A 26,504-nucleotide genomic window follows, 5' to 3' on the forward strand; every position below is an offset into this window, starting at 1 on the left:
CCCGCCTGAGTTCCTAACCCCACTCCTGCGGCGCGAACTGCGACAGGTTCAGCTCCGCGCCTTGCGGATCCCGCACCACCGCTTCGCGCGTCCACTGGTTCTCGCTGGTCGACAGCACGGTCCCGCCGGCTCGCTCGGCTGCGGCGGCGCTCTCGTCGCGGTCGGCCACCGCGAAGGCCACGTCCCAGCGCGCGGGCCCCGCTACGCGGGCGACCCCTGCGGCGACGTCGGGGAACCCCGGCGGCGCGGACTGCTGCCGCTCGAAGATCCCGGGGTCGGCGGTCTGCGCGAGGTGGTCGCCGTAGCCGGGGACGCGGAACATCCCGGCGCCGAGCGCGGGGTCGAGCTCCCACCCGAGCAGCGGCCCGTAGAACTCGAGGGCTCGGTCGGGGTCGGGTGTGAGGAGGTTGCTGAAGTTCCAGGTACCCGGCCCGTTGACGCTCTGCGCTCCGAGACGCGTGCCCGCCTGCCAGAGGCGGAAGCGCGCACCCTGGGGGTCCTGGACGGAGGCCATGCGTCCGGGCGGTCCGACGGTCTCGGGGGCGGAGAGCAGCGTCCCGCCCGCTGCGGCGACGGCTCCCGCGACGGCGTCGACGTCGTCGACCGCGACGTACGTGATCCACTCGGGCGTCGCGTCACCACCGTCGGGTGGGGAGGCGATCGCCGCGACGTCGTGCCCGTCGAGCGAGGCGACGACGTAGCGCCCCGGCGCGTCGGGCGGCATCTTGTCGGTGAACGTCCACCCGAACAGGGCGCCGTAGAACGCGGTGGCGGCGTCGACGTCGGGCTGCTCGGTGTCGACCCAGCACGGCACCCCGTGCGGGTACGTGCGGGGCTGCGTCGGTGAGCTCATCTCTGCCTTCCCGGCCCCGTCGGGTGCGGGGCCTCCCGCTTTCCACCTTCCCAGGTGCGGCTGACACGGGCCTCCGGGAGGACGCCTGGCCGCGTAGGTGTACTGATCTCGTCGACCCACACCTTCCCCTTCTGGGCGCGGTTGAGCGGCCAGACCGGAACCCGCCCGTGGTGGCGCCCGAACAGCACGCCGCCACGCCCCCGACGGCGCGACCTGCAGCGGCATTCGGTGAACGTACAGCCGAGAGCGAGCAACGACACGCGAAGCCGGACGACGGCTTACAACCAGGGTTCGACTGGCCGGTCGCGAAGCTGGGTCCGGGCCTTCTCCCGGAGCGCAGCACTCTCTTGCGCGCTCATAGCCCTGGAAGGCCTGTAGAACACTTTCACGCCGCCTGCGAGGTCCTTCACGTAGACGGCATACTGGGAGTAGCCGCTCGAGCGGTCATGGACGATCTCGTGTTCCCGGAGGAACTCGAGCGGTTCTGGCTCTGGCCAGGTCAGATGGCGTAGAAGCACGACGAGCGGCCCGATAAGCATCGCGCCAAGAACACCTACCGGAACTGCCAGGAGAACGCTCCCGAAGAGCGTCACCACTGCGATACCGACGTCTCCATCGATGAACATCTGAGCCGCTCCCGCGACGCACGCCAACATTGTGGTCGCACCGATCGCGATCCCGGTTCGACTCATCCACCGGTGTTCGACGGACTCCCTTCGACGGCGCTCGTCGAGTGAAAGCTCGCCATCGATCGTCACTGTCGCCACTTGTCGCGCAAACGTCACGATCTCCCGTGGTACTTCCTGTCCTGCTGCCTCATCCGTCGTCAAAATGATCCTGTTCATCATCGTTGGTCTCGCAGGTGGTATGCCTACCGCCCAGTGAGGGCTGTCGCGTGGTAGTACGTGCGCTGGCAGGGTCACCCACCCACCTCCCAGCCCACCGCCTTCCCCAGCCGCCGCCGCACAGCTTCTCCGCCGACCTGTTCGATCCATTCGCGCGGCCCGACGACCACAAGCAGCGATCGAGCTCGGGACAGCCCGGTGTACAACATCTCGCGTGCCCGGGCCACGTCGCGGACACCGTTGACGGCGAGCACGACGACGGGTCGTTCGAGGCCCTTGAACCCGAGCACGTGCCCGTAGAAGACGTCCGACTCGGCGAAGAAGGCATCCCAGTAGGCGGCGTGGCCGCCGAGCTCGACCTCGTTGACCTGGGCGGGGTGCCGACGACCGGTGGCGAGCAAGGCGACGGATCCGGACGCCCAGCCTTCGTCGAGGAGCGCCTCGACGGCGTCGTCGGCGGCGCCCACGGCCTCCTCGGCGGGGACGTCCACGAGACGGACGGGAGGCCCGTCCATGCCGCGGGGACGGAGCAGGTCCTCGGACAGGGCACCGAAGACCTGGGCGATCTGCTTGGTCGAGCGCAGGTTCTCGTCGAGCGTGACCTGGACGAGCTCGATGGGGACCCGTCCTTCGCGGGGGAAGATGCGTTGGGCGTCGTCCATGAAGACGTAGAGGCCGCTCGTGTCGGGGTCGCGCAGGCACTTCATGAGCGAGGGCCACCAGAGGTCGCCGAAGTCCTGGGCCTCGTCGACGACGACCGCGTCGAACAGTTCGGCCGGCGACCGGTGGGCCGCGAGCTCCCCCAGGGCGAGCGGGAGCCGCCGTTCCCAGTAGTCCCCGTCGTCGTCGGCACCCGGTTCTGCACCCCAGGTGCGCGGCAGGTCGTGGAAGAGCCCGACGTAGGTGGGGCGTTCGCGGGCGGGCCACGTCTCGACGATCCGCTCGAAGTACCGTCCGAGGCCACGTGAGTAGCACAGGAGGGCGACGGACTCGCCGGCGCGTGCACGCCGTCGGGCCTGCTCGAGCGCGAGCCACGTCTTGCCAGAACCTGCGCCGCCGACGACGCGCAGGCGCCGTGCCTTGCGCAGGTAGTCGAGGATGCGGCCCTGGTCGCGGGTCATCTGCTCGAGCCGGTCCTCGTGTGCGGCTGCGGCGGCGAGGTGCTCGGCCTGGCTGGGGAACCCACCGGCGAGCGCCGTGACCAGGTCGTCGAGGTCGGCGTGGGTGAGCGCGGCGTGGCCTTGGCCGTGGCGGGTGATCGCGTTGCGCACGCGTTCGGCGGTCCCGTGCCCGCGTTCGACGTCGCCCCGGTCGATGATCATGTCGCGGGGCAGGTCGAGCGTCTCCCAGGTGGATGCGACGTACTGGTGGGGGAACGCGACGAGGTGCGAGGCACGGGCGTCGGCGGCGAGGAGACCGCGGCGGCGCAGCAGCGACTGGAGGGCGTGCCGGGCTCCTTGCGCTTGCCCGACCGGGTCGATGCGGCGCCGCTGGTCCCCGCTCCCTTGGCTCCACGCGCCGTCACGCCGTTCGATGTGCCCACCCTTGACCTCGATCGCGGCGAGCCCGAACCCGGGCCAGGCGACGAGCAGGTCGATCTCGTACTCTTGCTCGTCCTCCTGCAGCCGCAGGCCGTGGAAGACCGCGGCGTCATCGGGTAGCTGCGCCAGAAGGGCTTCGTGAACGGCACGCTCCGCGCCCCCGTCGGGAGGGTAGGCGGGCTCGGTCGGGTAGGTGCGGGGCGGCATGGCTCTGGTGTACCGGACCTGCCCGACGCCGTCACGCGCCGGGGGCGTATCGGTCGCCCTGGTCATGGCTTTTCACCCGTTCGGGTGGCTTCGTGGATGAGCGCGACCGCGACGAGCTCGTCGAACCAGGCGGCGGGCTTCTCACGGACGACGACGGCTTCGACCCTGCCGGGCTGGACCTCGATCCCTGCCCGGAGGCGGTCGGAGACCGAGCGCAGGTCCCGGGGCACGAGGGCTGTCCACTCGGCGAGCCGGACGTACACGGCCTGGGGCTCGAGCGGCGCGAGGCCGTCGCGCTGGACGGCAGGGTGCACGGACTGACCGACGGGATCGATGCGACCGATCGAGCCCGTGTCGAGCTGGAACGGCCGAGCCCCTCGTGCCACCACCTCGGTGAACATCCCGTGCCACCTCGGCGCGGACTGCGGTGTGGTGACGACGGTGGTGTTCGTCGGGATGTGGCGCAGGACGCGGTCGAGGGCCCCGGGCATGTCGGCGGCCGCCCGCTCGAGCATCGCGAAGACCTCGTGGCAGGTGGTGCACGGCGCAGTGAAGCCGGTCGTGACCCCTCGCCGGAGTTGGCGGACGTTGCGCCTGCACACGACGCAGAGCACCGAGGGGACCACGAGGCAGCCTTCAGCCCTGTCGAAAGGGGTCTGCACGACGGGGTGCCGGAGGCACCGGACGGGGAATGCGTCGTCTCCGACGATCGCCTCGCACTCGTCCTCCGGGAAGACCCGCCGGACGGTGGCCTGGGTCGCAGGGGCGGGCTGGGTGTTCTCCCGGTCGGGGAGGGGGGACGAGTTGTCGAGCTGTTCGGTCATGCTGCTTCCTTCGCCGAGGAAGGTGATCGACCAGCACCGGAGTCCGGGCGGGTCGATGACCCTGCGCTTCCCGCTGCCGGTCGGCTGCGGGCGGGTCTTCCTCCTGGGGCACCGTGCGCAGAGAGCGCGGTTGCCGGACCGGCACGCGGAGGGCGTATCGCCGGTCACTCTGGACCTAGGACATTTGTACCTGAAAGTACGCAGGAGGCGCAAACTGGTCGGCGCCCGGCACCGAACGTGGAGGGCGGGTCGTCCGGTCCGCCTGTGCGACAGCCCGAACTGCACGCTCCGCGACAACGGACAGATCTCGCTGCCATGACCCGCGATCAGCCACCCGGCGGTTGCCCAGTCGCAGTAGTTGCACGCCCCCGCCGCGAGAAGTGGCGTCGAGCAGGATCGGCACATCGCCCCTTCCGCTCGGGCCCCGCCCCGCACAGCCCACCGCGCCTACGTAGTACCCCCTACGTGCATTGACCATCTCCCGTCGCTCCCCACAGGCTCGCAGACGTCCCCCTGAAATCGACGAGAGGCACGTGCATGCTCACGGCACGAACGATCCGACGGCCAGCGACGGTGCTGGCCCTTCTTGCTCTTCTCCTGACGACGGCCCTCGCGTGGTCGGTCGCCGGTCCGGCTCCCCGCGCGGCGGCCGCCGAGGTGTGTGCTCCGGCGTGGTCCGCGTCCGCGGTCTACACGGGTGGCGCGGTGGTCTCGAAGGACAACCAGAACTGGAAGGCGGGCTGGTGGACGCAGGGCGAGGCGCCCGGCACCACGGGCCAGTGGGGCGTCTGGCGCACCCAGGGCGCCTGTGGCTCGACGGGCGGCACCACGGGTGGAACGACCGGCGGCACCACGGGCGGCAGCACCGGCGGCGGCAACCAGTCCGGCTTCGTGGTGAGCGAGGCCCAGTTCAACCAGATGTTCCCCAACCGGAACTCGTTCTACACGTACCAGGGCCTGGTCGCGGCGCTCAGCGCGTACCCGCAGTTCGCCACGACGGGCGGCTCCGAGGTCGCCAAGCGTGAGGCGGCGGCGTTCCTCGCGAACGTGAACCACGAGACGGGCGGCCTGGTCTACATCAAGGAGATCAACACGGCGAACTACCCGCACTACTGCGACGCGTCGCAGTCGTACGGGTGCCCCGCGGGCCAGTCGGCGTACTACGGCAAGGGCCCCATCCAGCTCTCGTGGAACTACAACTACAAGGCCGCGGGCGACGCCCTGGGCATCGACCTGCTGCGGAACCCGTACCTGGTCGAGACGGACGCGGCCGTGTCCTGGAAGACGGGCTTGTGGTTCTGGAACACGCAGTCGGGGGCGGGCACCATGTCCGGTCACCAGGCGATCGTGGGCGGCTCGGGCTTCGGTGAGTCGATCCGTTCGATCAACGGCTCGATGGAGTGCAACGGCGGCAACCCGGCGCAGGTCCAGAGCCGCATCGCGGCGTTCCAGCGCTTCGCGCAGATCCTGGGGACGACGACGGGCTCCAACCTCACCTGCTGAGTCCCTGCACCTCCCCTGCCCGACGGCGGAGCGCACCTTCCAGGAGAAGGTGCGCTCCGCCGTCGGGCGGTCAGCGCACGACGAGGAGGACCGTGAGCCCGAGGACGAGGTCGATGACCACGCAGGTCTCGGCGTACCAGCGCCACACGATCCGGTTCGCACGGTGCAGCGCGGCGTCCCATCCCACGTGCAGGAGCCAGCCGGCCGCGACGACGTACGCGGCGGCGTCGGGCGGCAGGGTGGCCGCGAGGACCGCGAGCCCGGCGTAGACCACGAACCCGACCACGTGCAGGGCCAGGACCCGGTCCCGGCGGAACTGGCGGCGCAGGGTGCCGATCACGAGGTACTCCGCCCCCAGGAACACGAGGAGCCACGGCGAGGGGATGCCCGGGCTGATCCAGCTGTCGAACGTCAGGCCGAGCCCGAGGAGAGTGGGCCAGCGGTGCGCGACGGCGTCGAGCACCTTGCGTGCCCCGGAGACGGGCACGGCCCGCGCCGTCGTCCCCTCGTGGTGCGTGCGCCGGGCCAGCATCACGGCGACCATCGCGGGCAGCATGAGGACGTGCCCCACGACGAGCGCGGTGTCCGCCGAGACCACGCCGGCCCAGTACGGGACCAGGGCCAGCGCGAGCGACAGGTACATCGCCAGGCACATCTCGCCCACGTCGCGCAGACGGTGCCCCTGGTGGACCATCCACAGGCCCATCCCGATGCTCATGGTCGTCGCCATGGCGAGGGCCGTGCCCTCGGCCCCGGTACCAGCGGCCTCCCAGCCGAGTGACCTCAGGGCTGCCTCCCAGACCGGGACGAGCAGGAACATGCCCAGGAGCATGGCGACGAGCATCTGGGCGAGGTGGGCGACGAGGCGCCTCGACGGACGACGGTGCGGTGAACGGTCCCCGGCGGCGACCGCCGGGTCCAGGAGAGGTGTCGTGTTCATGGCACCACCGTCCGGCCGGTGGGCGCACCGGCGTCAGGGGTGCGGTGTCATCAGGATCCGTGCGGAACGCACCAGGACACCGTGCGCGGCCCCGGCCTACGATCGCTGGCATGGACCATCCCAGGTCTCGCCCGCTCGACCCCCGCGACCGGCGCCTCGCGCGAGCGCGGCTGCTCGTCCTCGTGTGGCTCGCGACGACGCTGTGGACGAGCCTGTTGATGCCCGGGATCGGTCTGACCCGCGAGACGCGCCCCGTGTGGGTCGTGCTCGGTGCGGTCGGCATCCTCGCCTTCAGCGTGACGACCGCGGGAGCCGTGCGGTCCGCCGTGACTCCCTGGCTCGGCGAGAGGGCGCGGAGGCGGTGGCTCGTCGCGTCCGCCGTGACGACCGTGGCCTCGCTCGGACTCGTGGCCCCTGTCGCGGCGGGCGTCTGGGACACCTGGGCGTGGATCGGGGCCACGGTCGTCGGGGTCTCGCCCTTGCTCGTGCGGGCGCGGACGGCGGTCGTGGTCGGGCTCGGGTGCACCGCGGTCAGCGCGGCCACGGCGTGGGTCACGGGCGGTGCGGTGTGGCCCGCGGTCGTCATCACGGGGCTGATCGGCGCATCGGTCGCGGCCGTCAACTGGTCCCCCGTGTGGCTGTGGAGCCTGCTGGTCGACGCGGGCGCCGCCCGGGAGGCCCGCGCCCAGCTCGCCGCGAGCGAGGAGCGGCTGCGCTTCGCGCGCGACGTGCACGACCTCCTGGGCCACGACCTCACGGTGATCGCGCTCAAGGCCGAGCTCGTCGCCCGCCTCGAGCCCGGCGACCCCCAGGTGCGCACCGAGGCCGAGCAGATCCGGCAGATCGCGAGCTCGGCGCTCGGCGAGGTGCGCGAGGCCGTGCACGGGTACCGCTCGATCGACCTGGTCGCCCAGCTCGACGCCGTCCGCACGGTGCTCGGGTCCGCGGACGTGCGCTGCACGGTCGACGGCGACCTGACGCTCGTCCCCCCGGGGGCCGCCACGACCCTGGTGCCCGTCCTGCGGGAGGCCGCGACCAACGTCCTGCGCCACAGCGAGGCCACGTGGTGCCGCGTCGAGGTCGGCGTCGGGGACGGGACCGTGACCCTCGCGGTGCGCAACGACGGCGTGCGCGGGGCACCCGTCGACCCGTTCAGCTCCGGGCTCGCAGGGGTCGCGGACCGCCTCGCGGAGGCGGGCGGCGCCCTGTCGGTCGACCGCGACGGCGACGAGTTCGTGCTGCGGGCGCGGGTCCCGGGGCTTCCCGCGCCGTCGACGACCGGAGGTCCTCCGTGATCCGTGTGCTGCTCGCCGACGACGAGGAGCTCGTCCGGACCGCCCTGGCGGCGCTGCTGACCCTCGAGGACGATCTCGAGGTGGTCGCGCTGGCCGCGGACGGTCACGACGCGGTCCGGCTCGCGCGCGAGCACCGCCCGGACGTCGCGCTCGTCGACCTCGACATGCCGGGGCTCGACGGCATCGCGGTCGCCGGCGAGGTCACGGCAGCGGTGCCCGCGTGCCGGACCGTGATCCTCACGGGCCGTGGCCGCCCGCCTCACCTGCGCCGCGCCCTGGAGGCGGGCGCCCAGGGCTTCGTGACGAAGGGGGCGTCCGGGACCACGTTGGCGGGGGTCGTCCGGCTCGTGCACGACGGCGGCCGGTACGTCGACCCGGGCCTGGCCGCGGACGCGTTGACGGCGCCCGCGTGCCCTCTGAGCCCACGGGAGCTCGACGTGCTCCGGCTCGCGTCGTTCGACCTGCCGAGCTCGGTCATCGCGCAGCGCGCGCACCTGGCCGTGGGGACGGTGCGCAACTACCTGGTGTCCGCACAGGCGAAGCTGGGAGCGACCAGCAGGGCCGAGGCCGTCAGGACGGCCGCTCGCTTCGGCTGGTTCTGACCGGCTACCCTCGCGGGCATGCCGATGACGTCACGCAGGGAGCCCGCCGTGCTCGTGGCCGGGCTCGTCACGTCGATCGTGTGGGTCGGGACGGCGGTCCTGAGCGACTGGGCGCACACGAACCTCACCGACAGGGTCGACGCCTCGCTGGTCCGGGCCCTGGTCCCCCACCCGAACGGCACGTTGCCCGGCGGGGCCGCGATCACCGGGCAGACGATCCTCGCGGCCCTGCTCGCCGGGCTGGTCGTCATGGCGGTCGCATACCTCGCGACGCGGCGTCTTCCTCGGCGGAGCGGCGGCTGGGCGGTCTTCCTCGCGGCATGGTCGGGGGTGGTCGTCGGTGGCGTGGTGGGGTCGGTCGCGGACACGGTCGCGGACATCGCCTTCCCTGCGCCCATGAATCCGGCGTTCCACCTGCTGGCGTCCTCGTTCGACGGCGGGTGGTGGGGTCTGGTCAACGGCTGGGTCGTGGCGCTGTCCCTGGTCGGCACTCTCGCGGTGACGAACCGCTCGTCCGCTCCCGACCTCCCTGCGACGCGCAGGTCGCGCAAGCCGCTGCGGGCGCGCGCCTACCCGGCGGTGCTCGTCGCGGGCCTCACGGCGACGGTCGTGTGGGTCGCGGTGGGGGCTGCCGGGTCGTGGTTGGTGTGGCACCGCAGCGCCCGCGGCCCGATCGACCTCGTCGGGGAGATCGCGCCCGGGGCCATGATCTTCCGGTTCGCCCCGCAGGCGCAGGCGGTCCAGGTGACGGAGGTCGTCCTGGCCGTGGTCGTCGGGCTGGTGGTCGCGGGCGGTGCGTGGCTCGCGACCCGTCGGCTGCCGCCGGGTGCGGGCCGGTGGACGTCGACGCTCGCCGTCTGGCACGCGACCGTGGTCGCGGCCGTGCTCGCCGGGACGGCGCGGTCGTTCGCGACGTACGCACCGAGCGGCCTGCATCCGGCCACGGTGGACCTCGTCCTGCCCGCGGCGCAGGCGAGCCTCGTGTGGCCGCTCGCGACCGGGTGGGTCGCGGCCCTGCTGGCCGGTCTCACGTACGAGCGGACGGGCGGAGGGGCGTCCGCGGAGATCGTCCCGCCGACGGACGCGGCCGGTCCGGGGAGTCGTCCCGACGTCGAGGACCCGTCCCGGTCGACCTCGGAGGACGCCCCTCGAAGCGCTCTGCACACCGATACCGAGGAGCCGTCGCTCGTCCCCTAGGGTGGCGCGTGAACGCCGACGGACTGCCCGACGAGTCGCCGACGAGTCGTCGGGAGCGTTCCGTCCAGGACAGTGACGAGAGGGTGGCTCATGGCTGAGACAGGTTCGACGAGCGGCATCACGACGGGCTTCGTGGTGACCGAGGCGCAGTTCGAGGAGATGTTCCCGGACCGCAACCCGTTCTACACGTACGAGGGCCTGGTCGCGGCCACGGAGGCGTACCCGGAGTTCGCGACGTCGGGCGGCCAGGAGATCGCGGCCCGCGAGGCCGCGGCGTTCCTCGCGAACGTGAGCCACGAGAGCACGGGGCTGCTGCACGTGAGCGAGCTCGACACGACCGTGTACTCGCACTACTGCGACCCGTCGCAGCCGTACGGGTGCCCCGCGGGCCAGGACGCGTACTACGGCAAGGGCCCGATCCAGCTCTCCTGGAACTTCAACTACAAGGCGGCGGGTGACGCCCTGGGCATCGACCTGCTGAACAACCCGTTCCTCGTCGAGACGGACCCGACCGTGGCGTGGAAGACGGCGCTCTGGTACTGGAACACGCAGCCGGGCGAGGGCACCATGACGTGCCACGAGGCGATCGTCGGGGAGCACGGCTTCCGCGAGACGATCCGCGCGATCAACGGCCCGCTCGAGTGCGACGGCGGGAACCCGCGCCAGGTCGCCCACCGCGTGGAGCTGTTCCGCCGGTACGCCGACGTCCTGGGGACCACGACGGGCGACAACCTGACCTGCTGAGTCCGCGGCCCGACGGCGGAGCTCGCCCTCCGCCGTCGGGCGCCGCTCGGGCCGCCGCGCGGCGCGGGCCGTCCGGACCGGATCAAGCCGACCTGCCGCCGCACGCCGGGCGGCGACGACCCGCGCGGGCTCACCGGTGGACACGGCACCGGCCGCGGCCCGTGTGCACGGGTCGGGCTAGGCCGAGTCCCGCACCACGAGCGACGTGGGCAGGGTGATCGCCGCGGGCTCCTGCCCCTCGACGACCTCGAGCAGCAGCCGCACCATCTCGGCGCTGATGCGCTCGAACGGCTGCCGCATGGTCGTGAGCGCGGGGTGGAGCGAGGCGGCGACCCCCGAGTCGTCGAACCCGCCCACGGCCACGTCCTCCGGGACGCTGCGCCCTGCGGCCTGGAGCGCGACGAGCGCCCCCGCGGCCATGAGGTCGGACGCGACGAACACGGCGTCGAGGTCGGGCCGGCGTTCGAGCAGCTCGGCCATCGCGAGCCGCCCCCGCTCGCGCGAGTAGTCCCCGTGCGCGACGAGCGTCTCGTCGAACCGGTCCCCCAGCGCGTCGCGGTACCCGTCGAGGCGCAGCGTCCCGCCCGGGGTGTCGAGCGGACCGGTGATCGTCGCGATGCGGGTGCGCCCCGAGTCGAGCAGGTGCTGCGTCATGATGCGCGCCCCGGCCCGGTCGTCGGCCGCGACGTACCCGACGCGCCCCTCGTACCCGAGCGGCACACCGCAGGCGACGGTCGGGACCTTCTGCTTGAGGAGCTCCGCCAGCATGGGGTTGCCCTGGTGGGAGCTGATGAGCAGGACGCCGTCGACGTGGCCCGCCGCGACGTACCCGCCGATGCGCCGGCGCTCCTCGGGGGTGCCCGCGACCATGAGCAGCAGCGGCATCTCGCGCTTCGCGAGCTCCTCGGCCGCGCCGCGCAGCAGGATCGAGAAGTTGGGGTCCTCGAAGAGCAGGTGCTGCGGCTCGGTGAGCAGGAAAGCGATCGAGTTCGACCGTCCCGTCACGAGGCTGCGCGCGTGCTGGTTCGCGGCGTACCCCGTGGTCCGGATCGCCTCGTTGACGGCCGCGAGCGCGTCGGGGGAGACCCAGTGGCCGCCGTTGATCACGCGTGACACGGTCCCGCGCGAGACGCCCGCGACCTCGGCGACGTCACGGATCGTGGGTCGCCGCTTCGCGCCGCCGCTCGCCTTCGCCCCGCTGCCCGACGCCGTCGCTCGCCTCTCGCGGGCAGGCTGCGGCTCGGCGCCCGGGACGTGGTCGGGGGCGGCGTCTTCACCGGGTTGCTCCACGAGACGTGAGTCTAGGGACATCCTCAGGCCTTGACCGCGCCGGCGGCCAGGTCGACCTGCCAGTAGCGCTGCAGGAGGAGGAACAGGGCCACGAGCGGGACGATCGACAGCAGCGCTCCCGTGATCACGAGGGTGTACAGCGCGGGCTGCGACGCCCCCTGGTTGAGCAGGCCCGACAGGCCCACCGTCAGCGGGAACAGCTTGTCGTCGCCCAGCATGATGTACGGCAGCATGAAGTTGTTCCAGATCGCGACGAACTGGAACAGGAACACGGTCACCAGGCCCGGCGCCATCATGGGCATCGCGACCTGTGCGAACGTGCGCAGCTCGCTCGCGCCGTCGGTCCGCGCGGCCTCGACGATCTCGTCGGGGATCGAGGCTCCCGCGTAGATCCGGGCCAGGTAGATGCCGTACGGGCTGATGATGCTCGGCAGGAGCACGGCCCAGTAGGTGTTCGTCAGGCCGATCTGCGCCAGGAGCAGGTACTGCGGGATCGCGAGGACCACGCCCGGCACGAGCACGCCCGCGAGCAGCATGTTGAAGACCGCGGACTTGCCCCGGAACCGGTACTTCGCGAGCGCGTAGCCCGCCATGGCCGACACGACGACCGACAGCATGGCGCCGACCCCGGCGTAGAGGGCCGTGTTCGCCATCCACCGCCAGAACAGGCCGCCGCGGTACGCGTTGAGGTCGGACACGTTCTCCACGAAGTGCGTCGACGGGGCGAACGTGAACGTCGAGAACAGCTCGCTCCCCGACTTGGTCGAGGCGACGACGACCCACAGCACGGGCAGCAGGCAGTACAGGGCGCCCACGAGGAGGATCGCGGTCGCGGTCCCGCTCGGGCGCTCACCTGCGGACCGGTGCCCCGTCCGGGGGGCCCTGCGTGCGGGGCGCCCACCCCGGGCGACGGGTCCGGGACGGTCCCCGGCGGTCTCCGCGACGAGCGCGGTCTCGGCGGCGTCGGTAGTCATGGTCACTTCTCCTGACCGAAGGCACGGCTCTGCACGAGGCGCAGGAAGCCGAACGAGAGGACGAACGTCGCGAGGGCGATGATGACCGAGGTCGCGGCCGCCGAGTACAGGTCGCCGCGGATGAAGGCGTCGCGGTACACCTTCATGAGCGGGGTCCACGTGCTCGAGATCGTGTTGCTGAGCGGCTTGAGCGTCGTCGGCTCGGCGAAGACCTGCAGGGTCGCGATCATCGAGAAGACGAACGTCATGATGATGGACGGGATCACGATGGGGATCTTGATCCGCCACGCCATCCCGACCTGGGTGCAGCCGTCGAGCTCGGCGGCCTCGTACAGCTCGGACGGGATGGCCCGCAGCGACGTGTAGATGACCACCATGTTGAAGCCGACGCCGCCCCACACCGCGATGTTCGCGACCGCGAAGATCACCAGGTTCGACGAGAACAGGGACGGGACGTCCCAGCCGAGCCGCTCGAACACGTAGTAGAAGGGGCTCACGCCCGGCAGGTAGAGGAAGCCCCACAGGAGCGAGGAGATGACCGCGGGCACGGCGTAGGGCAGGAAGATCGCGATGCGCGAGAACTTCGTGGCGCGGGAGCGACGCGAGTCGAGCAGCAGCGCGAAGAGCAGCGCGAGCCCCAGCATGGTCGGGACCACGATCACGCCGTACAGCCCGACGCGGCCCACCGACGCGAGGAACTCGGGGTCCGCGAGCGAGGCCGCGTAGTTCGCGAACCCGTTCCACACCTCGGTCCGCGACCCGGACCCCAGGCCCAGCCCGCTGACCTTCTCGGTGCGGAAGCTCAGGTACACCGCGTAGGCGATGGGCAGCGCGAGGAAGAGGACGAACAGCACGATCGCCGGGGCGAGGAAGCCCCAGGGGGCTGCCTGGCGCCGTGAGGCCCCCGGTCGGCGGCGTCGCACCGCGGGCGGCGCGCTGGGCCGCGCTGGCGTGGTCGTGGTCACGATCTCTCCTCGAAAGGTCTCCGCCGTACGGGAGCAGGCGGCTGGTGAAGCACGGAGCAGGTGGGTGGGCGTGAGCCCGTCGGGCTCGTCCGTCGCCCGGGTGGTCGGGGCCCGGTGCGGGCGACGACCGGGGCGACCGCCCGGACGGACCGGGCGGTCGCCGTCGGGCCTACTCCTTGACGGTGAAGCCGGAGGTCTTCATGTCGTCGAGCGTGACCTTCTGCATGGTCTCGACCGCGGTCGTGAACGCGGCACGCGACCTGGCCTCGGTGGCCTTGCCGAACTCGTCGTTGTACGCCGAGTACGTGACGTTGACGTTGGGGCCGTACGTGAAGCTGCCCGCGGTCTTGGCCGTCTGGGCCGCGATCTCGTAGAAGTCGGGCTGGTTCGCGAAGAACGCCGGCGGCTCGGACAGCGCCTCGGCCGACGCCGGGATGTTCGCGGGGTAGATGCCGGTCTGCTCGACGAGCAGGTCGACGCCCTCCTGCGAGGAGTTGAGCCACGTGATGAACTCCGCGGCCTGCTCGGGGTGCTTCGACTGGCTCGTCACGGCCGTCGCGGAACCGCCCCAGTTGCCCGTGGCGGGCTTCGCGGCGTCCCACTGCGGCATGGGGGCCATCTTCCACAGGCCCGCCGTGTCGGGGGCGTTGCCCTCGAGGACGCCCGGCGCCCAGATGGCCGAGAGCCACCCGATCTGCGTGCCGTCGTTGAGCGCGGCGTTCCACTCGGGGGTGTACATGGGCTTGTTGTCGATCACGCCGGACTCGACGAGCCCGCCCCAGTAGTCGGCGACCTTGAGCGTCGCCTCGTCGTCGACCGCCACGGACCATGCGTCGCCGTCGATGCCCCACCAGGAGGCGCCGGCCTGCTGCGCGAGGCCCGTGAACCAGCCGGCGTCGGTCGCGGAGAACGTGCCGAGGTACTTGCTGGGGTCGGCGGCCTGGAGGGCGGCGGCCGTCGCGGCGTACTCGTCCCACGTCGTGGGGACGGTCAGGCCGAGCTGCTCGAAGATGTCCGCGCGGTAGTAGAACTGCATGGGGCCCGAGTCCTGCGGCACGGCGTACACCGCGTCGGAGCCCAGGGTCACGTCGTTCCAGACACCCTCGGGGAACTGGTCCGCCAGGTCCGAGACCTCGCCGGAGATGTCGGCGAGCGCGTCGGCCGAGACCAGCGTGGGGATCTTCTGGTACTCGGTCTGCATGATGTCCGGTGCGCCGCTGCCGGCCTTGACCGCGGTGAGCAGCTTGGTGATCGCCGGGTCGCCGCCGTCCTGCTTGTTGACCGTGACCTGGATGTCCGGGTTGGCGGCGTTCCAGGTCTCGACGACCTTGTCGACGTTGGGCGCCCAGGTCCAGAACGTGAGCTCGACCGGGCCGTCGCCGGCCGCGCTGTCGGAGCCGTCGCCCGAGCTGCAGGCGGTCATCAGTAGTGCGGCGGAGGCGATGATCGCCGCTGCCTTGGTGCCTGTGGACAGGCGCATGAGGTCCTCCTCGTCAAGGAACCATCGCGCTTCTCGCCACGGCTTGGGCCAGGGCGACTCACGACAGTGTGGGGCTGTGCACGGTCACAGTACTCACGCCCAGCATGGTCTTGTCAACATCATGTTTCATGCTGTTACCTAGGTGTTGCACGGTCGATCACACCTGTGATCGTGCACAGCGACGTGTTGCAAGGAGAGCGCATGACTTCCGCCAAGCCCCGCCCGGTCGGCCCCGTCTACGACGGCTGGCTGCCTGGCGTCGACGCGATCTGCTACGGCGGTGACTACAACCCCGAGCAGTGGCCGGAAGAGGTCTGGGAGCAGGACGTGACCCTGATGCGCGAGGCGGGCGTCAACCTCGTGAGCATCGGCATGTTCAGCTGGGCGCTCATGGAGCCCCGCGAGGGAGAGTTCGACCTCGACTGGCTCGACCGCCTGTTCGACCTGCTGCACGCGAACGGCATCCGCGTCGACCTCGGCACCCCCACCGCGTCGCCGCCCGCCTGGTTCTTCCACGCCTACCCCGACTCGCGCGTCGTGACCCGCGACGGGACCGTCCTCGGGTTCGGCTCGCGCGGCATGGTCTCGCCCAGCTCGCCCGACTACCGCCGCGCCTGCGTGCGCATCACGACCGAGCTCGCCAGCCGATACGCCTCGCACCCCGCCCTGGCCCTGTGGCACGTGCACAACGAGTACGGCGCACCCGTGTCCGACGACTACTCGCCCGCGAGCGCCGCGGCCTTCCGCGAGTGGCTGCGCGAGCGCTACGGCGACCTCGACGGCCTGAACGCCGCGTGGGGCACCCGCTTCTGGGGCCAGGTCTACGGCGAGTGGGAGCACGTGGGCGTCCCTGCGGTCGCGGCCTCGGTCGTGAACCCCGCGCAGCGCCTGGACTTCGCGCGCTTCACGAACGACGCCCTGCTGGCGTGCTTCGTCGCCGAGCGCGACGCGATCCGCGCGCACTCGTCGGTGCCGGTCACGACCAACTTCATGGCGGGCGAGTGCCCGTCGACCGACCTGTGGGCGTGGGCCCGCGAGGTCGACATCGTCTCGAACGACCACTACCTGCGGGCGGGCGACCCGCGCAACGAGGTGGGGCTCGCGCTCGCGGCGGACCTGACGCGCTCGGTCGCGGGCGGCAAGCCGTGGATGCTGCTCGAGCACTCGACGTCGGGCGTGAACTGGCAGCCGCGCAACGTCGCCAAGCGTCCGGGCGAGATGGCACGCAACGCGTTCTCGCACCTGGGCCGCGGCGCCGACGCGATCATGTTCTTCCAGTGGCGGGCCTCGCGCTCGGGGGCCGAGAAGTTCCACTCGGCCATGCTGCCGCACGCGGGCACGAGCAGCCGGGTGTGGCGCGAGGTCGTCGCGCTGGGTGCCGACCTGGGTGCCGTCGGCGAGCTGCGCGGGTCGCGCGTGCACGCCGACGTCGCGATCCTGTGGGACCCCGAGTCGTTCTGGGCGCAGGACCTGGAGTGGCGTCCGAGCGAGGACGCGCGGCACCGTGAGCGGGTCGACGCGTTCTACGACCGGTTCTGGCGCGACGGCGTCCAGGTCGACTTCGCGCACCCCGGGCAGGACCTGTCGGGGTACCGGCTGGTCGTGGCGCCCGCGTCGTACCTGCTGACGCAGGAGTCGGCCGACAACCTCACGCGCTACGTCGAGGGCGGCGGCACGCTCCTGGTCTCGTACTTCTCGGCCGCGGTCGACGAGCACGACGCCGTGCACCCGGGCGGGTTCGTGGCGCCGCTGCGGCGCGCGCTCGGCCTGACGGTCGAGGAGTTCCTGCCGCTGCGTGCGGGCGACTCGTTGAGCGTCGCGCTCGACGGCGGCGACGTCGCACCGGCCCTGACGGGCACGCTCCCGGGCGACGTGTGGGCCGACGACATCGCGCTCGAGGGCGCGCAGGTCGTGGGCACGTACGTCGACGGACCGGCCCCGGGCGCGCCCGCGATCACGCGGCACACGCTCGGCGAGGGCACGGGCTGGTACGTCTCGACCCGCCTCGACGTCGCCGCGCTGGGCACGCTCCTGGGCGCCGTCTACGCGGACGCCGGGCTGGCGCCGTCGGGCCTCGTGGAGGGCTTCGAGGTGGTGCGCCGCCGCGGCGACGACGCCGAGTACGTCGTCGCGATCAACCACACCGACGAGGAGGTCAAGCTGCCCGGCCTGCCGGACGGCACGACCGACCTCGTGAGCGGAGAGGCCACGCCGGGCGTCGCCCCGGTCGCGGCGGGGGCCGTGCGCGTGCTGCGCGCCCCGCTCGCCTGACCCGCTCGCCACGCTCCCGCGGGTGGTCGGGCCGGTCGCTCCCCCGGCCGGCCGGACCACCCGCGGGTCCTTGCTCGACCCACGCACGACGTCAAGGAGGACGGATGAGATCGACGACCACGAGCACCATGGGGGTCCTGGTGGCCGCGCTGGTGCTCGCCGGGACCGCACCCGCGGTCGCGGCGAGCAGCCCGGCGGGCGCCCTGGTGAACCCCGGCTTCGAGGACGGGCTCACGGGCTGGACCGTGACGAGCACCTCGGGGCACGACGGCGGGGCGAAGGTCGAGGACGCGGGGCACGCGTCGTCGTCGGGCCGGCTGACGCACTGGGCCGGTGACGCCTACGACGTCACGACGGCCCAGACGGCCGAGGGCCTGGCCACGGGATGGTGGACCGCGAGCGCCTGGGTGAAGTCGGGCGGCGCGCTCGACGCGACGCGGCTCGCGCTCACGGGCTGCGGCGTCGACGACGCGACCACGACCCCCGTCACGGAGCAGGACGACCAGTGGGTCAGGCTGTCCGTCTCGGCGTACGTGACGGGCGGCGACTGCACGGTCGAGGTCGTGACGGACGGGCCGGGCGGCGCGTGGGCGTCGGTCGACGACGTGTCCCTCGAGCGCGGGCGCGTGGTGCGCGACGTGCGCGGCGGAGACCTGTCGGGCGTCGCCAAGAACGAGGACTTCGGGGCGACGTACGCGAGCACCGACGGCACGCCGGGCGACCCGGTCGAGATCCTCGCGGACGCGGGCATGAACCTGGGCCGCCTCAAGGTGTGGGTGGACCCGGCCGACGGGTACAACGAGATCACGCACGTCGTGGAGAGCGCCCGGCGCATCGAGGCCGCGGGCATGGACGTCATGATCGACTTCCACTACTCCGACCGCTGGACGGACCCGGGCGCGCAGGGGACCCCGGCGGCATGGGTCGGTGGCACCACGGAGGAGCTCGCGCAGGACGTCCACGACCACACGCGCGACGTGCTGACCGCGCTGCGGGACGCGGGAGTGACCACCGACTACGTGCAGGTCGGCAACGAGATCAACCCGGGCATGATGTGGCCCTACGGGCAGACGTGGGACGTGGTCCCCGGCGACGGCTACGACACGGCGGAGTGGGACGCGCTCGCCTCGTTCCTGAGCGCCGGGTCCCGGGCCGTGCGCGAGGTGACCCCCGAGGCGCAGGTGATCCTGCACCTGACGAACATCAACAACGGGATCGGCGGCCTGACCTGGTGGTTCGACGAGGTCACCGCGCGCGGGGTCGACTTCGACGTGGTCGGCCTGAGCTACTACGGCTACTGGCACGGCAGCCTGGGCGACCTGCAGGGGGCGGTCTCGACGCTCTCGGCGCGCTACGACCGCGACGTCATGGTCGTCGAGACGGCCTACCCGTTCACGCTCGAGGACGGGTCGCCCGCGTGGGAGAACGTGATCGACACCGAGGCGAAGCTCGTGCCGGGCTACCCCGCGACCCCCGCGGGACAGGCCGCGGCGCTGCGTGCCATCCAGGACGTCGTCGCGTCGGCCCCGGGTGGGCGCGGCCTGGGCGTCGTGTACTGGGAGCCGGCGTGGACGTCGGTCGAGGGCAACGGGTGGGACCCGGCCGACGCGTCGTCGGGCAACGCGTGGGAGAACCAGGCCATGTTCGACCTCGACGGTCGCCTGCTCGCGCCCGTCGCGGCCGAGCTCGCACCGGATGCGGCCACGTCGGCGTGGACGGCGTCGGCCGTCTACACGGCCGGTGACGTCGTCCTGCACGACGGTGTCGCGTACGTCGCGTCGTGGTGGACCTCGGGGCAGGAGCCGGGCGCCTCGGTGCACGGGCCGTGGCAGGAGGCGGCCGCAGCCGACGGGACGGGCACGAGCCCGTGGGCGGCGACGCGGGTGTACGTCGCGGGCGAGCGCGTGACGTTCGAGGGCGCGAGCTACGTGGCGCGCTGGTGGACCAGGGACCAGCGGCCGGACGGCTCGGCGTGGGGCCCGTGGGAGCGCGTCGCCTGACGTCCCCCGACCCGACCTGACGCCCGACGGCGCCGCTCACCTCCGGGGTGGGCGGCGCCGTCGGGCCGTGGTCTCCTCAGGCGCGCACCGCGAACGCCGCGGACGACAGCGCGACGGCGTCCTCCGCGACCGCGAGCTGCCAGTCCGGCGCCCAGCCGCTCGCGGCGAGACGCCACATCGCCCCGCCCGCCGTCCCGACGGCAGCGGCCACCGCCCCGAGGACCACGGGCGCGAGCACGCCGACGCCCGCACGGCGGGCGAGGGCCAGCCCGCCGAGCGCCCCCGACGCCATGCGGATCGCGGGCCCGGGCGGCTCGAGGCGTGAGCCCGCGCTCGGCAGCTTGTCGCCCGTGAGCTCGGCCGCGACCCCCAGCCCCGCAGCCACCTTGGCCGTCACGCCCCCCGGCCCGGGGAGCGCCGACGTCAGGATCGGCGCAGCCAGGCCGAGCGACGCCCGACTGCCCGCCGCGACGCCGAGCGCGACCGATCGGACCAGGACGTCGAGGGAGAGGTACGGGGCGTCGGCGGCTCGGGTCATGCTCTCCACGATCGTGCCGAGCCGGACGTCCGGCAACCGCAGGCAGCCGCGCCGTCACGGCGGTCGCAGGCAGGGGTCAGCGCGGAGGACCGTACCGCGCCAGCAGGTGCTGCCCGTACGTCTGCGTCCCGTAGGGCTCGCCCGGCACCAGGTGGTGCCCGGCCGCGTACGCGCCGAACGTCCGGCCCGGGAGCCGCACGCGCACGACGGCACGACGCCGCCCGGTCGCCCGCAGCCACGCGCGGGCGGCCTCGCGACCCGTGATCCGCTCGGGCCCGCCGATGTCCGCCGCCCGGCCCGAGGGCCCGGCGCCGACGATCTCCACGAGGCGCGCGGCGACCTCGGGCACGGCGATCGGCTGGACCTGGAGCCACGGGGTGAGCAGGGCGGGCGAGAGGTGCTGCGCCGCGAAGAGGCCGTCCACGAACTCGTGGAACTGCGTGGCCCGCAGGATCGTGTGCGGCAGCCCGGACGCGGTGAGCATCTGCTCGACCTCGAGCTTGGCGCGGTAGTAGCCGAGGGGGATCTGGTCGACGCCCACGATCGACACGAGCACGACGTGCCCCACCTGCGCGTCCTGGGCGGCGGCCACGACGCGTCGCCCCATCTCGACGTCGGCCCGGGGACCGCGCGTCGCGAGGTGCAGGACGGTCTGCACGCCGTCGAACGCCTCACGCAGGCCCTGGCCCGTCGTGAGGTCGCCCGTCACGACGGTCGCACCGGGAGCGGCCGCGCGGCCGGTCGAGGGGCTCGCCGACCGGCTGAGGACGCGGACGTCGTGCCCGTCGTCACGCAGGAGGGCCACCGTGGGCGTGCCGAGGGTGCCGGTGCCGCCGGTCACGAGGATCGTCATGCAGGCATCCTCCCTCTCTGCGGTCCACCCGGCACGCGCTGCCGACCGGGTCGGCGGGCAGCCCCCGGATCCCGGCCCCACCTCGCTCCGGCGTCACCCACAGGCGGCACCTCTGCACGCCCGTCCACAGGAGGCCGCGCGCTCCCGGTCCACGACGCGACGGGCCGGGCACGCTACCGCCCATGAGCCACGGCAACCGGACCCCGCACCCCCGACGACGAGCCACCCCTCGGCACCCCGTCTCGCCCCTCGGCGTGCCCACGCTGCGCGCCCTGTGGAGGCACCAGGCCGCCGAGGCCAACGGCCCCGGCGGGTTCCACCACGTCCACGGCCCCCACACGCACGGCTGGCTGCTCGACGACGCCGTCCCCGAGCTCCTGGAACCGGTCCTGCACCCCGAGGACGACCCCCTCGAACCGACGTTCTTCGCGAGCCTCGACGGCCCCCTCGCCGAGGCGCTCCTCGCCCGGCTCGCCCCCGCACGGCTCGCGCACAGGACGAACGGGTCGCCGCCCCTGAGGAGCCTGCTCCGCGCAGCCGCCGAGCACCCCGAGGACGTGCGGCTCCACGGGTACGTCCTGGGGCCGGGGCGCTGCGACGAGCGGATCGTCGCCGAGGGGGCCGTCGTGCGCTTCGAGGCGGACCTGCTCGTCACCGAGCAGCACACCCCGGACTGCGAGTGCGAGCTGCTGTGGGCCTACGCCGTGGACGAGCTGGGGCTCGGCGACGCGGTCCACGCACCGCACCGCATCCACCCGCTCCAGCGCGCGGACGCGCCGGGCGAGACGTGGTGGCGGCTGCTGTGGGCGTAGCGGGCGGGCGTGCGCCGCACCGGGTCAGGACCGGTCGAGGAACGCCTCACTGGCGCTCTCGAAGCGCCGCATGAGCGCTGCGAAGGCCACCCGGTCCTGGGGTGCCCACCCGTCGAGCAGCTCGTCGACGAGCCTGTCGCCCGCCGCGACGAACACCCTCGCGACCCGGGCCCCCTCCTCGGTGAGGTGGACGCGCGACGCACGGGCGTCGTCGGGGTCCTGGCGCCGCTCGGTGAGGCCCGCCGCGTCGAGGCGGCGCAGGATCTTGCTCACGTTCGACGGCCCCGTCGACAGGTGCTCCGCGATGGCCGAGGGACGGCGCGGCCCCTGCCGCCACACGACCGTGAGCACCACGACGGCCGGGGAGTCCAGGTCGATCCCCTCACGGGCCGCGACCGCTGCGAGGAAGTCACCGCTCGTCCACAGGCCCATGACCCGCACCAGCGAGTCGAGCAGGTCGGAGCGGTACGCGGGGACCCGCGGGTCGCCCGGGGCGGGGCCGTCGGCCGGCCCCGCCCCGGGGAGTGGTGCGTCGGTCACGCGACCAGTGTGCCGCCGTCGACCGGCAGGACCACACCGGTGATGAAGCTGGCCTGGTCGGACAGCAGGAAGACGACGGCGTTCGCGATCTCGGCCGGCTGGCCCAGGCGCTTCATGGGGACGTCGGCGGCGTATCCCGCACGGGCCTCCTCGGGCAGCGACGCGAGCGCGGCCGTCTCGATCGCGCCGGGCGCGACGGCGTTGATGCGGATCCCGTCGGTCACGTACTCGACCGCGGTGCCGCGCGTGAGGGACACGACGCCCGCCTTGGCGGCCGAGTAGGGCGACAGGCTCGGCGAGGCCTTGAGGCCCGCGATCGAGGCGATGTTGACGATGCTGCCGCCACCGTTGCCGAGCATGTGGGCGATCTCGGCCTTCATCGACAGGAAGGTCCCGCGCAGCGTGACGTCGAGCGTGCGGTCCCAGCCGTCCTCGGGCATCTCGTCGATGCGGAACGGCCGGGTGCCCACGCCCGCGTTGTTGACCGCGAGGTGCAGGCCACCGAAGGTCTCGACGGCGAACGCGACGAGCGCGGTGACGTCCGCGGGGTCGGCCACGTTCGCGCGACGGTAGGCCGCGCGCCCGCCGGCTGCCTCGATCTCGGCGACGACCCGTGCACCGGCCTCGTCGTTGACGTCGGAGACGACGACGGCCGCCCCCTGGGCGGCGAGCCGCTTCGCGACCGCCTCCCCGATGCCGGCTCCGGACGCGGTGACGAGGGCGACCTTGCCGGTGAACGGTGCGGCGCCGTCGACGGGCGTGCCGGTGGAGAGGGGGGTGGACATGGGTACCTCCGGGTGACGATGCGAGAATTTTTGTGTCGTCGCGACACTATCTTGCAGTCAACGGGCGTCGCCCGCCCAGAATTCCCGCGACCGCCGCCGCACCCGCGAGAGCCCCCGTGGTGTTCATCACGACGTCCTGCACGGTCGAGTAGCGCCCGGGGATCACGAGCTGCGTCAGCTCGATCGCGAGCGACAGCGCGAAGCCGGCCAGCACCAGGAGCCCTGCCGCACGCCAGATCGGCACCGCCGGGCGCGTCCCCGACACCACGAGCAGCCCCAGGACGCCGAACGGCAGGAACATCACGACGTTGGACGCGGCCTCGAGGAACGCGACCGTCAGGGGCACCCCCACCGAGCGGAACGCGTCGACGACCGCGAGCGCCCAGCCCGGGGCCGCGGTGGACTCGGGCGACGGCCAGCACGTCACGACCAGGACGGCGGCGAGGTAGACCGCGAAGGTCCAGCGGAGGGTACGCACGGCTCACACCCTACGGAAGGATGGTCGGATGACCGCGACCTGGCCCCTGCCCGACGACGCCCGCTGCCCGTGCCTGTCCGGAGAGACGTACGGGGCGTGCTGCGGGCGCTTCCACCACGGGACCCCCACGGGTCCGGGCACGGGCGGCCCCGGCACGCTGACGGCCCCGACCGCCGAGGCCCTCATGCGCTGACTCTCATCCGTGACGCTCAACGTCGGCTCTCACGCCCGCAGTCCGCCCACAGGACTCTGGCCGCGCTGCGCGCCGACTTCCCTATGGCCGAGTGACTCGCAAGGGCCTTGGTTGGAGCGTGCTGTCCCAGGCGTGCAGTGTCCCGTGGGTCCGGGTCGTGTCAAGGGTGGACGTACGCCCATCGCACGCGAAGCGGAGTGCCCTTGACACGGCCCGGACCCACGAGAATCAGCCTGTATCGGGGGCAGCGGGAGGGTATGGCTAAGAGCGCGAGCCCCAGCAGAAACGACGGCGGTCTCAACCCACCAACGCACCACGAGGGTAGATGATGCGTTGTCGTGGAGGCTGGGATGAGTGTGGTGACGTCGCTGCCAGCGGCAGTACAGGAGGGGCTGCTGCATGATTCCGTGACAGTTGGTTAGGCAGCTTGGTCGGCGGCCTGGCTCATGATGATCTCGAACTCGATCGGGGTCAATCGTGCGAGTCTGGCCTGGCGTCGGCGACGGTGGTAGGTCCGTTCGATCCAGGTCAGGGACTGCTGCAGGATCGGTTGACACTCCATCTGCGGGACGAGGTCCTGCTGGAAGGATGTCGCTGTGCCCAAGAAGTTCCCACCTGAGTTCAAGCGTGACGTCGTGCGGGTCGCTCGACGCGGCGACCTGACGCACGCCGAGGTCGCGTCCGACTTCGACATCTCTGTGGAGTCGGTAAGGCGCTGGGTGCGCCAGGCCGACATCGACGACGGTGTCACCGATGGTCAGACGACCATTGAGCAGAACGAGCTGGTCCAGCTGCGCCGGGAGAAGCGTCGATTGGAGATGGAGAACGAGATCCTGCGCCGCGCGGCCGCATACTTCGCCGCTGGATCGCTCCCAAAATGAGCTACCCGCTGGTCCGTGACCTGGCCGCCGAGGGCATCCCCGTGCGGCTGACCTGCGGGGTGCTCGGCCACTCCAGGCAGGCCTACTACGCCTGGGCGGCCAACCCGGTCAGTTACCGCGACCTGGAAGACGCTCACCTGACCAACGCGTTGATCGACGCCCACGGCGACGACCCGGAGTTCGGCTACCGGTTCCTCGCCGACGAGCTCGAGCGCGCCGGTCACGACGTCGGCGAGCGGCGGGTCTGGCGGTTGTGCTCGGCGCAGAAGCTGTGGTCGGTGACCGTGCGCAAGGGCAGGCGCGGGACCGGCAAGACTCCGGGCCCGGCGGTCCACGACGACCACGTCCAACGCAACTTCACCGCGGCCGAGCCGGACCAGGTCTGGGTCACCGACATCACCGAGCACCCCACCGGCGAGGGCAAGCTCTACTGCTGCGCGATCAAGGACCTGTTCTCCAACCGCATCGTCGGCTACGCGATCGACGAGCGCATGACCGCCCAGCTCGCCGTCACCGCGCTACGCACCGCCGTCGCCCGTCGCGCCCCGAGCGGCGTCGTGGTGGTCCACTCGGACCGCGGAGCGCAATTTCGAGCGCGCAGCTTCCGGGCCGTCCTTGCTGCCGCCGGCCTGCAGGGATCAATGGGACGGGTCGCCTCCGCCGGAGACAACGCCGCCATGGAGTCCTGGCACGCACTGCTGCAAAAGAACGTCCTGAACCGTCGCCGCTGGGCCACCCGCGACCAACTGCACGACGCGATCGTGTTCTGGATCGAACGCACCTACAACCGGCGCCGACGCCAGCGCGCCCTCGGCAAACTCACCCCCGTGGAGTACGAGCTCGCCTTCACCGCCCAGAACGCCGCGCTTGCGGCATGATCACCACCAAACCCGTGTCAACGGATCCTGCAGCAGTCCCGCGCGACCTTCGCGGGTGGGTGGTCAGCGGCTGGCGGGCCGGCCGGCCGCTTCCGTGGGGATGTCGGCGGCTGGTTGGTGGTCGGTGACCGAGTGCCAGGGTGCGCGGTCGGTCCAGGAGTAGCCCGTCTGGACGCTCACCGTCTTGGCGTTCGCGCGCACGACCCGGCGCCAGGTGTCGCCGATCTTCACCGCGTCGCCCTTGGCGACGTTGTGCCGGCCGTAGTCACCGGCCGCGCCGGTGGCCACCTGATCGGCTCGCACGCCTTCCCAGTACGCGAGTTGGTCGCGGGTCTCGGCGATCATCGGCTCGAGGTGCCGGGTGCGTGCGGCCCGCTCCAGCTCGGTCGCGGGTCGGTATCCCGTGTCGGGGTCGTACACCGGTGCCGTGACGCGCCGCTCAAGGCGACGAACCTCGGCGGCGAGCTTCTCGATCCGGTTCCCGACGGTGATGGTGCTGTACCGGGCCCCGGTCGTCGCGGCCGCTGTCGTGGCGGCGGCCTGGGCGTCGTCGGCCTCACGCTGGGCTTCGACGGCAGTGCCGAGCGTGGACCACGCCCGGGAGATGGCGCGACGGTGGCGTCCTTCGGAGTGGTGGCCAAGCTTGACCGGTTCCCCACCGCCGGGAAGGCGTCTGACGGCGGCCTCGTGCCGGGCGTAGGCAGCGTCGGCTGCGCTGGCCTTGCGGGCAGCCTTCGTGGCCATGGCCTCGGCGCGGTCAGCCTGGCGGCCAGCCAGGTCGGCCTCGACAACGGCGGCCGGACGGGCTGTGTCGTCGATGAAGACCGCGACGTCGTGGCCGGCTTCGCGCAGCGTGGCCACGGTCGCGGTGATCACCGGGGTCTTGACCGCGCGGTCGCGCGAGTGCGGGACGAACCACGCGCCGAGGGCGCGGCTCCAACGCCACCCGTTCGTCGTGAGGATCGTGTTGGTGCCGTCGCCGCGCTGGGTGCCCGCGATCAAGGTTCCGTCTGCG

The 26,504-nt window shown here is 72.4% G+C and carries 26 protein-coding genes and 1 riboswitch; of the genes, 10 read left to right on the plus strand and 16 right to left on the minus strand.

The window, feature by feature from the left end:
* Positions 1–13 precede the first annotated feature (13 nt).
* The 4 genes from NHG27_RS08580 to NHG27_RS08595 all read right to left on the minus strand — a co-directional run bounded on the left by NHG27_RS08580 (position 14) and on the right by NHG27_RS08595 (position 4,270).
* On the minus strand, positions 14–853 hold the full coding sequence (locus NHG27_RS08580) for a VOC family protein (RefSeq protein ID WP_497015874.1): 840 nt from the start codon (positions 851–853) through the stop codon (positions 14–16).
* A 278-nt stretch (positions 854–1,131) separates the two neighbouring features.
* Complete coding sequence (locus tag NHG27_RS08585; RefSeq protein ID WP_497015875.1) at positions 1,132–1,698, minus strand: hypothetical protein; 567 nt, start codon at positions 1,696–1,698, stop codon at positions 1,132–1,134.
* A gap of 74 nt (positions 1,699–1,772) precedes the next feature.
* Positions 1,773–3,446 (minus strand): nuclease-related domain-containing DEAD/DEAH box helicase, encoded by a 1,674-nt coding sequence (locus NHG27_RS08590; RefSeq protein ID WP_497015877.1) that lies wholly within the window; start codon positions 3,444–3,446, stop codon positions 1,773–1,775.
* A 62-nt stretch (positions 3,447–3,508) separates the two neighbouring features.
* The gene (locus NHG27_RS08595; protein ID WP_497015878.1) at positions 3,509–4,270 is read right to left on the minus strand and encodes a hypothetical protein; all 762 of its coding nucleotides are present in this window, start codon (positions 4,268–4,270) and stop codon (positions 3,509–3,511) included.
* Positions 4,271–4,328: 58 nt separating this feature from the next.
* A riboswitch (SAM riboswitch) is annotated at positions 4,329–4,446 on the minus strand.
* Positions 4,447–4,807: 361 nt separating this feature from the next.
* On the opposite strand from NHG27_RS08595, the gene NHG27_RS08600 reads away from it, so the two are divergent.
* Entirely contained in the window at positions 4,808–5,773 is a 966-nt protein-coding gene (locus NHG27_RS08600) for a glycoside hydrolase family 19 protein (RefSeq protein ID WP_497015879.1), read from the plus strand.
* Positions 5,774–5,843: 70 nt separating this feature from the next.
* On the opposite strand, the gene NHG27_RS08605 is transcribed toward NHG27_RS08600, so the two are convergent.
* Positions 5,844–6,713: a hypothetical protein gene (locus NHG27_RS08605; RefSeq protein ID WP_497015881.1), complete on the minus strand. Its 870-nt coding sequence runs from the start codon at positions 6,711–6,713 to the stop codon at positions 5,844–5,846.
* A 110-nt stretch (positions 6,714–6,823) separates the two neighbouring features.
* Between NHG27_RS08605 and NHG27_RS08610 the strand changes: the two genes are divergently transcribed.
* The 4 genes from NHG27_RS08610 to NHG27_RS08625 all read left to right on the plus strand — a co-directional run bounded on the left by NHG27_RS08610 (position 6,824) and on the right by NHG27_RS08625 (position 10,551).
* Complete coding sequence (locus tag NHG27_RS08610; protein WP_497015882.1) at positions 6,824–8,008, plus strand: sensor histidine kinase; 1,185 nt, start codon at positions 6,824–6,826, stop codon at positions 8,006–8,008.
* Positions 8,005–8,610, plus strand: a complete 606-nt coding sequence (locus tag NHG27_RS08615) for a response regulator transcription factor (protein ID WP_193721397.1) — start codon at positions 8,005–8,007, stop codon at positions 8,608–8,610. The genes NHG27_RS08610 and NHG27_RS08615 overlap by 4 nt, the downstream gene beginning before the upstream one ends.
* Positions 8,611–8,628: 18 nt before the next feature.
* Positions 8,629–9,807, plus strand: a complete 1,179-nt coding sequence (locus tag NHG27_RS08620) for a hypothetical protein (RefSeq protein WP_497015884.1) — start codon at positions 8,629–8,631, stop codon at positions 9,805–9,807.
* 90 nt (positions 9,808–9,897) lie between these two features.
* Positions 9,898–10,551 (plus strand): chitinase, encoded by a 654-nt coding sequence (locus NHG27_RS08625; protein WP_497015886.1) that lies wholly within the window; start codon positions 9,898–9,900, stop codon positions 10,549–10,551.
* Positions 10,552–10,728: 177 nt separating this feature from the next.
* On the opposite strand, the gene NHG27_RS08630 is transcribed toward NHG27_RS08625, so the two are convergent.
* The 4 genes from NHG27_RS08630 to NHG27_RS08645 all read right to left on the minus strand — a co-directional run bounded on the left by NHG27_RS08630 (position 10,729) and on the right by NHG27_RS08645 (position 15,260).
* The gene (locus NHG27_RS08630; RefSeq protein WP_497015923.1) at positions 10,729–11,709 is read right to left on the minus strand and encodes a LacI family DNA-binding transcriptional regulator; all 981 of its coding nucleotides are present in this window, start codon (positions 11,707–11,709) and stop codon (positions 10,729–10,731) included.
* Positions 11,710–11,864: 155 nt separating this feature from the next.
* Positions 11,865–12,815 carry a carbohydrate ABC transporter permease gene (locus NHG27_RS08635; protein ID WP_193721392.1) on the minus strand — a complete coding sequence of 317 codons (951 nt, stop codon included), beginning with the start codon at positions 12,813–12,815 and terminating at the stop codon, positions 11,865–11,867.
* A 2-nt stretch (positions 12,816–12,817) separates the two neighbouring features.
* Positions 12,818–13,780: a carbohydrate ABC transporter permease gene (locus NHG27_RS08640; protein ID WP_497015888.1), complete on the minus strand. Its 963-nt coding sequence runs from the start codon at positions 13,778–13,780 to the stop codon at positions 12,818–12,820.
* A 169-nt stretch (positions 13,781–13,949) separates the two neighbouring features.
* Positions 13,950–15,260: an ABC transporter substrate-binding protein gene (locus NHG27_RS08645; protein ID WP_193721391.1), complete on the minus strand. Its 1,311-nt coding sequence runs from the start codon at positions 15,258–15,260 to the stop codon at positions 13,950–13,952.
* A gap of 201 nt (positions 15,261–15,461) precedes the next feature.
* On the opposite strand from NHG27_RS08645, the gene NHG27_RS08650 reads away from it, so the two are divergent.
* Positions 15,462–17,531, plus strand: coding sequence for a beta-galactosidase (locus NHG27_RS08650; protein ID WP_193721390.1), 2,070 nt, complete (start codon positions 15,462–15,464; stop codon positions 17,529–17,531).
* A gap of 104 nt (positions 17,532–17,635) precedes the next feature.
* Positions 17,636–19,531, plus strand: coding sequence for a glycosyl hydrolase 53 family protein (locus NHG27_RS08655; RefSeq protein ID WP_497015890.1), 1,896 nt, complete (start codon positions 17,636–17,638; stop codon positions 19,529–19,531).
* A 76-nt stretch (positions 19,532–19,607) separates the two neighbouring features.
* Here NHG27_RS08655 and NHG27_RS08660 read toward each other — a convergent pair whose 3' ends face one another.
* Positions 19,608–20,069 (minus strand): hypothetical protein, encoded by a 462-nt coding sequence (locus NHG27_RS08660; protein WP_497015892.1) that lies wholly within the window; start codon positions 20,067–20,069, stop codon positions 19,608–19,610.
* Between the two features lie 76 nt (positions 20,070–20,145).
* Positions 20,146–20,922, minus strand: coding sequence for an SDR family oxidoreductase (locus NHG27_RS08665; RefSeq protein ID WP_497015893.1), 777 nt, complete (start codon positions 20,920–20,922; stop codon positions 20,146–20,148).
* A gap of 182 nt (positions 20,923–21,104) precedes the next feature.
* Between NHG27_RS08665 and NHG27_RS08670 the strand changes: the two genes are divergently transcribed.
* Positions 21,105–21,734 carry a hypothetical protein gene (locus NHG27_RS08670; RefSeq protein WP_497015894.1) on the plus strand — a complete coding sequence of 210 codons (630 nt, stop codon included), beginning with the start codon at positions 21,105–21,107 and terminating at the stop codon, positions 21,732–21,734.
* Between the two features lie 24 nt (positions 21,735–21,758).
* Here the strand turns inward: NHG27_RS08670 and NHG27_RS08675 are convergent, their stop codons facing one another.
* Genes NHG27_RS08675 through NHG27_RS08685 form a run of 3 tightly spaced genes read right to left on the minus strand, consistent with a single transcriptional unit; the run spans position 21,759 to position 23,537 of the window.
* Positions 21,759–22,274: a MarR family winged helix-turn-helix transcriptional regulator gene (locus tag NHG27_RS08675; RefSeq protein ID WP_193719768.1), complete on the minus strand. Its 516-nt coding sequence runs from the start codon at positions 22,272–22,274 to the stop codon at positions 21,759–21,761.
* Positions 22,271–23,059 (minus strand): SDR family NAD(P)-dependent oxidoreductase, encoded by a 789-nt coding sequence (locus NHG27_RS08680; RefSeq protein ID WP_193719769.1) that lies wholly within the window; start codon positions 23,057–23,059, stop codon positions 22,271–22,273. The genes NHG27_RS08675 and NHG27_RS08680 overlap by 4 nt, the downstream gene beginning before the upstream one ends.
* Before the next feature lie 46 nt (positions 23,060–23,105).
* Positions 23,106–23,537 (minus strand): VanZ family protein, encoded by a 432-nt coding sequence (locus tag NHG27_RS08685; protein WP_497015896.1) that lies wholly within the window; start codon positions 23,535–23,537, stop codon positions 23,106–23,108.
* A gap of 28 nt (positions 23,538–23,565) precedes the next feature.
* Between NHG27_RS08685 and NHG27_RS08690 the strand changes: the two genes are divergently transcribed.
* A complete protein-coding gene (locus NHG27_RS08690) occupies positions 23,566–23,730 on the plus strand; it encodes an SEC-C metal-binding domain-containing protein (protein WP_497015897.1) in 165 nt (54 codons plus the stop codon).
* Between the two features lie 418 nt (positions 23,731–24,148).
* On the opposite strand, the gene NHG27_RS08695 is transcribed toward NHG27_RS08690, so the two are convergent.
* Positions 24,149–24,334: a hypothetical protein gene (locus NHG27_RS08695; protein WP_497015925.1), complete on the minus strand. Its 186-nt coding sequence runs from the start codon at positions 24,332–24,334 to the stop codon at positions 24,149–24,151.
* Here NHG27_RS08695 and NHG27_RS08700 point away from each other — a divergent pair.
* A protein-coding gene (locus NHG27_RS08700; protein WP_497015899.1) for an IS3 family transposase occupies positions 24,327–25,489 on the plus strand; the annotation gives its coding sequence in 2 pieces (ribosomal slippage) (positions 24,327–24,594 and positions 24,594–25,489; 1,164 coding nt in all). The genes NHG27_RS08695 and NHG27_RS08700 overlap by 8 nt on opposite strands.
* A gap of 63 nt (positions 25,490–25,552) precedes the next feature.
* Here the strand turns inward: NHG27_RS08700 and NHG27_RS08705 are convergent.
* Positions 25,553–26,491 (minus strand): DUF3560 domain-containing protein, encoded by a 939-nt coding sequence (locus NHG27_RS08705; protein ID WP_051027599.1) that lies wholly within the window; start codon positions 26,489–26,491, stop codon positions 25,553–25,555.
* Positions 26,492–26,504 lie beyond the last annotated feature (13 nt).

The sequence above is a fragment of the Oerskovia sp. 140933 genome (assembly GCF_059651515.1).

What these genes read in the sequence shown, in the direction of transcription:
- NHG27_RS08660 (WP_497015892.1), bottom strand. Translation starts at nt 20,069, where the DNA reads ATGACCCGAGCCGCCGACGCCCCGTACCTCTCCCTCGACGTCCTGGTC.
- NHG27_RS08680 (WP_193719769.1), bottom strand. Translation starts at nt 23,059, where the DNA reads ATGTCCACCCCCCTCTCCACCGGCACGCCCGTCGACGGCGCCGCACCG.
- NHG27_RS08670 (WP_497015894.1), top strand. Translation starts at nt 21,105, where the DNA reads ATGAGCCACGGCAACCGGACCCCGCACCCCCGACGACGAGCCACCCCT.
- NHG27_RS08585 (WP_497015875.1), bottom strand. Translation starts at nt 1,698, where the DNA reads ATGAACAGGATCATTTTGACGACGGATGAGGCAGCAGGACAGGAAGTA.
- NHG27_RS08655 (WP_497015890.1), top strand. Translation starts at nt 17,636, where the DNA reads ATGAGATCGACGACCACGAGCACCATGGGGGTCCTGGTGGCCGCGCTG.
- NHG27_RS08580 (WP_497015874.1), bottom strand. Translation starts at nt 853, where the DNA reads ATGAGCTCACCGACGCAGCCCCGCACGTACCCGCACGGGGTGCCGTGC.
- NHG27_RS08595 (WP_497015878.1), bottom strand. Translation starts at nt 4,270, where the DNA reads ATGACCGAACAGCTCGACAACTCGTCCCCCCTCCCCGACCGGGAGAAC.
- NHG27_RS08620 (WP_497015884.1), top strand. Translation starts at nt 8,629, where the DNA reads ATGCCGATGACGTCACGCAGGGAGCCCGCCGTGCTCGTGGCCGGGCTC.
- NHG27_RS08610 (WP_497015882.1), top strand. Translation starts at nt 6,824, where the DNA reads ATGGACCATCCCAGGTCTCGCCCGCTCGACCCCCGCGACCGGCGCCTC.
- NHG27_RS08665 (WP_497015893.1), bottom strand. Translation starts at nt 20,922, where the DNA reads ATGACGATCCTCGTGACCGGCGGCACCGGCACCCTCGGCACGCCCACG.
- NHG27_RS08650 (WP_193721390.1), top strand. Translation starts at nt 15,462, where the DNA reads ATGACTTCCGCCAAGCCCCGCCCGGTCGGCCCCGTCTACGACGGCTGG.
- NHG27_RS08600 (WP_497015879.1), top strand. Translation starts at nt 4,808, where the DNA reads ATGCTCACGGCACGAACGATCCGACGGCCAGCGACGGTGCTGGCCCTT.
- NHG27_RS08635 (WP_193721392.1), bottom strand. Translation starts at nt 12,815, where the DNA reads ATGACTACCGACGCCGCCGAGACCGCGCTCGTCGCGGAGACCGCCGGG.
- NHG27_RS08590 (WP_497015877.1), bottom strand. Translation starts at nt 3,446, where the DNA reads ATGCCGCCCCGCACCTACCCGACCGAGCCCGCCTACCCTCCCGACGGG.
- NHG27_RS08645 (WP_193721391.1), bottom strand. Translation starts at nt 15,260, where the DNA reads ATGCGCCTGTCCACAGGCACCAAGGCAGCGGCGATCATCGCCTCCGCC.
- NHG27_RS08605 (WP_497015881.1), bottom strand. Translation starts at nt 6,713, where the DNA reads ATGAACACGACACCTCTCCTGGACCCGGCGGTCGCCGCCGGGGACCGT.
- NHG27_RS08625 (WP_497015886.1), top strand. Translation starts at nt 9,898, where the DNA reads ATGGCTGAGACAGGTTCGACGAGCGGCATCACGACGGGCTTCGTGGTG.
- NHG27_RS08690 (WP_497015897.1), top strand. Translation starts at nt 23,566, where the DNA reads ATGACCGCGACCTGGCCCCTGCCCGACGACGCCCGCTGCCCGTGCCTG.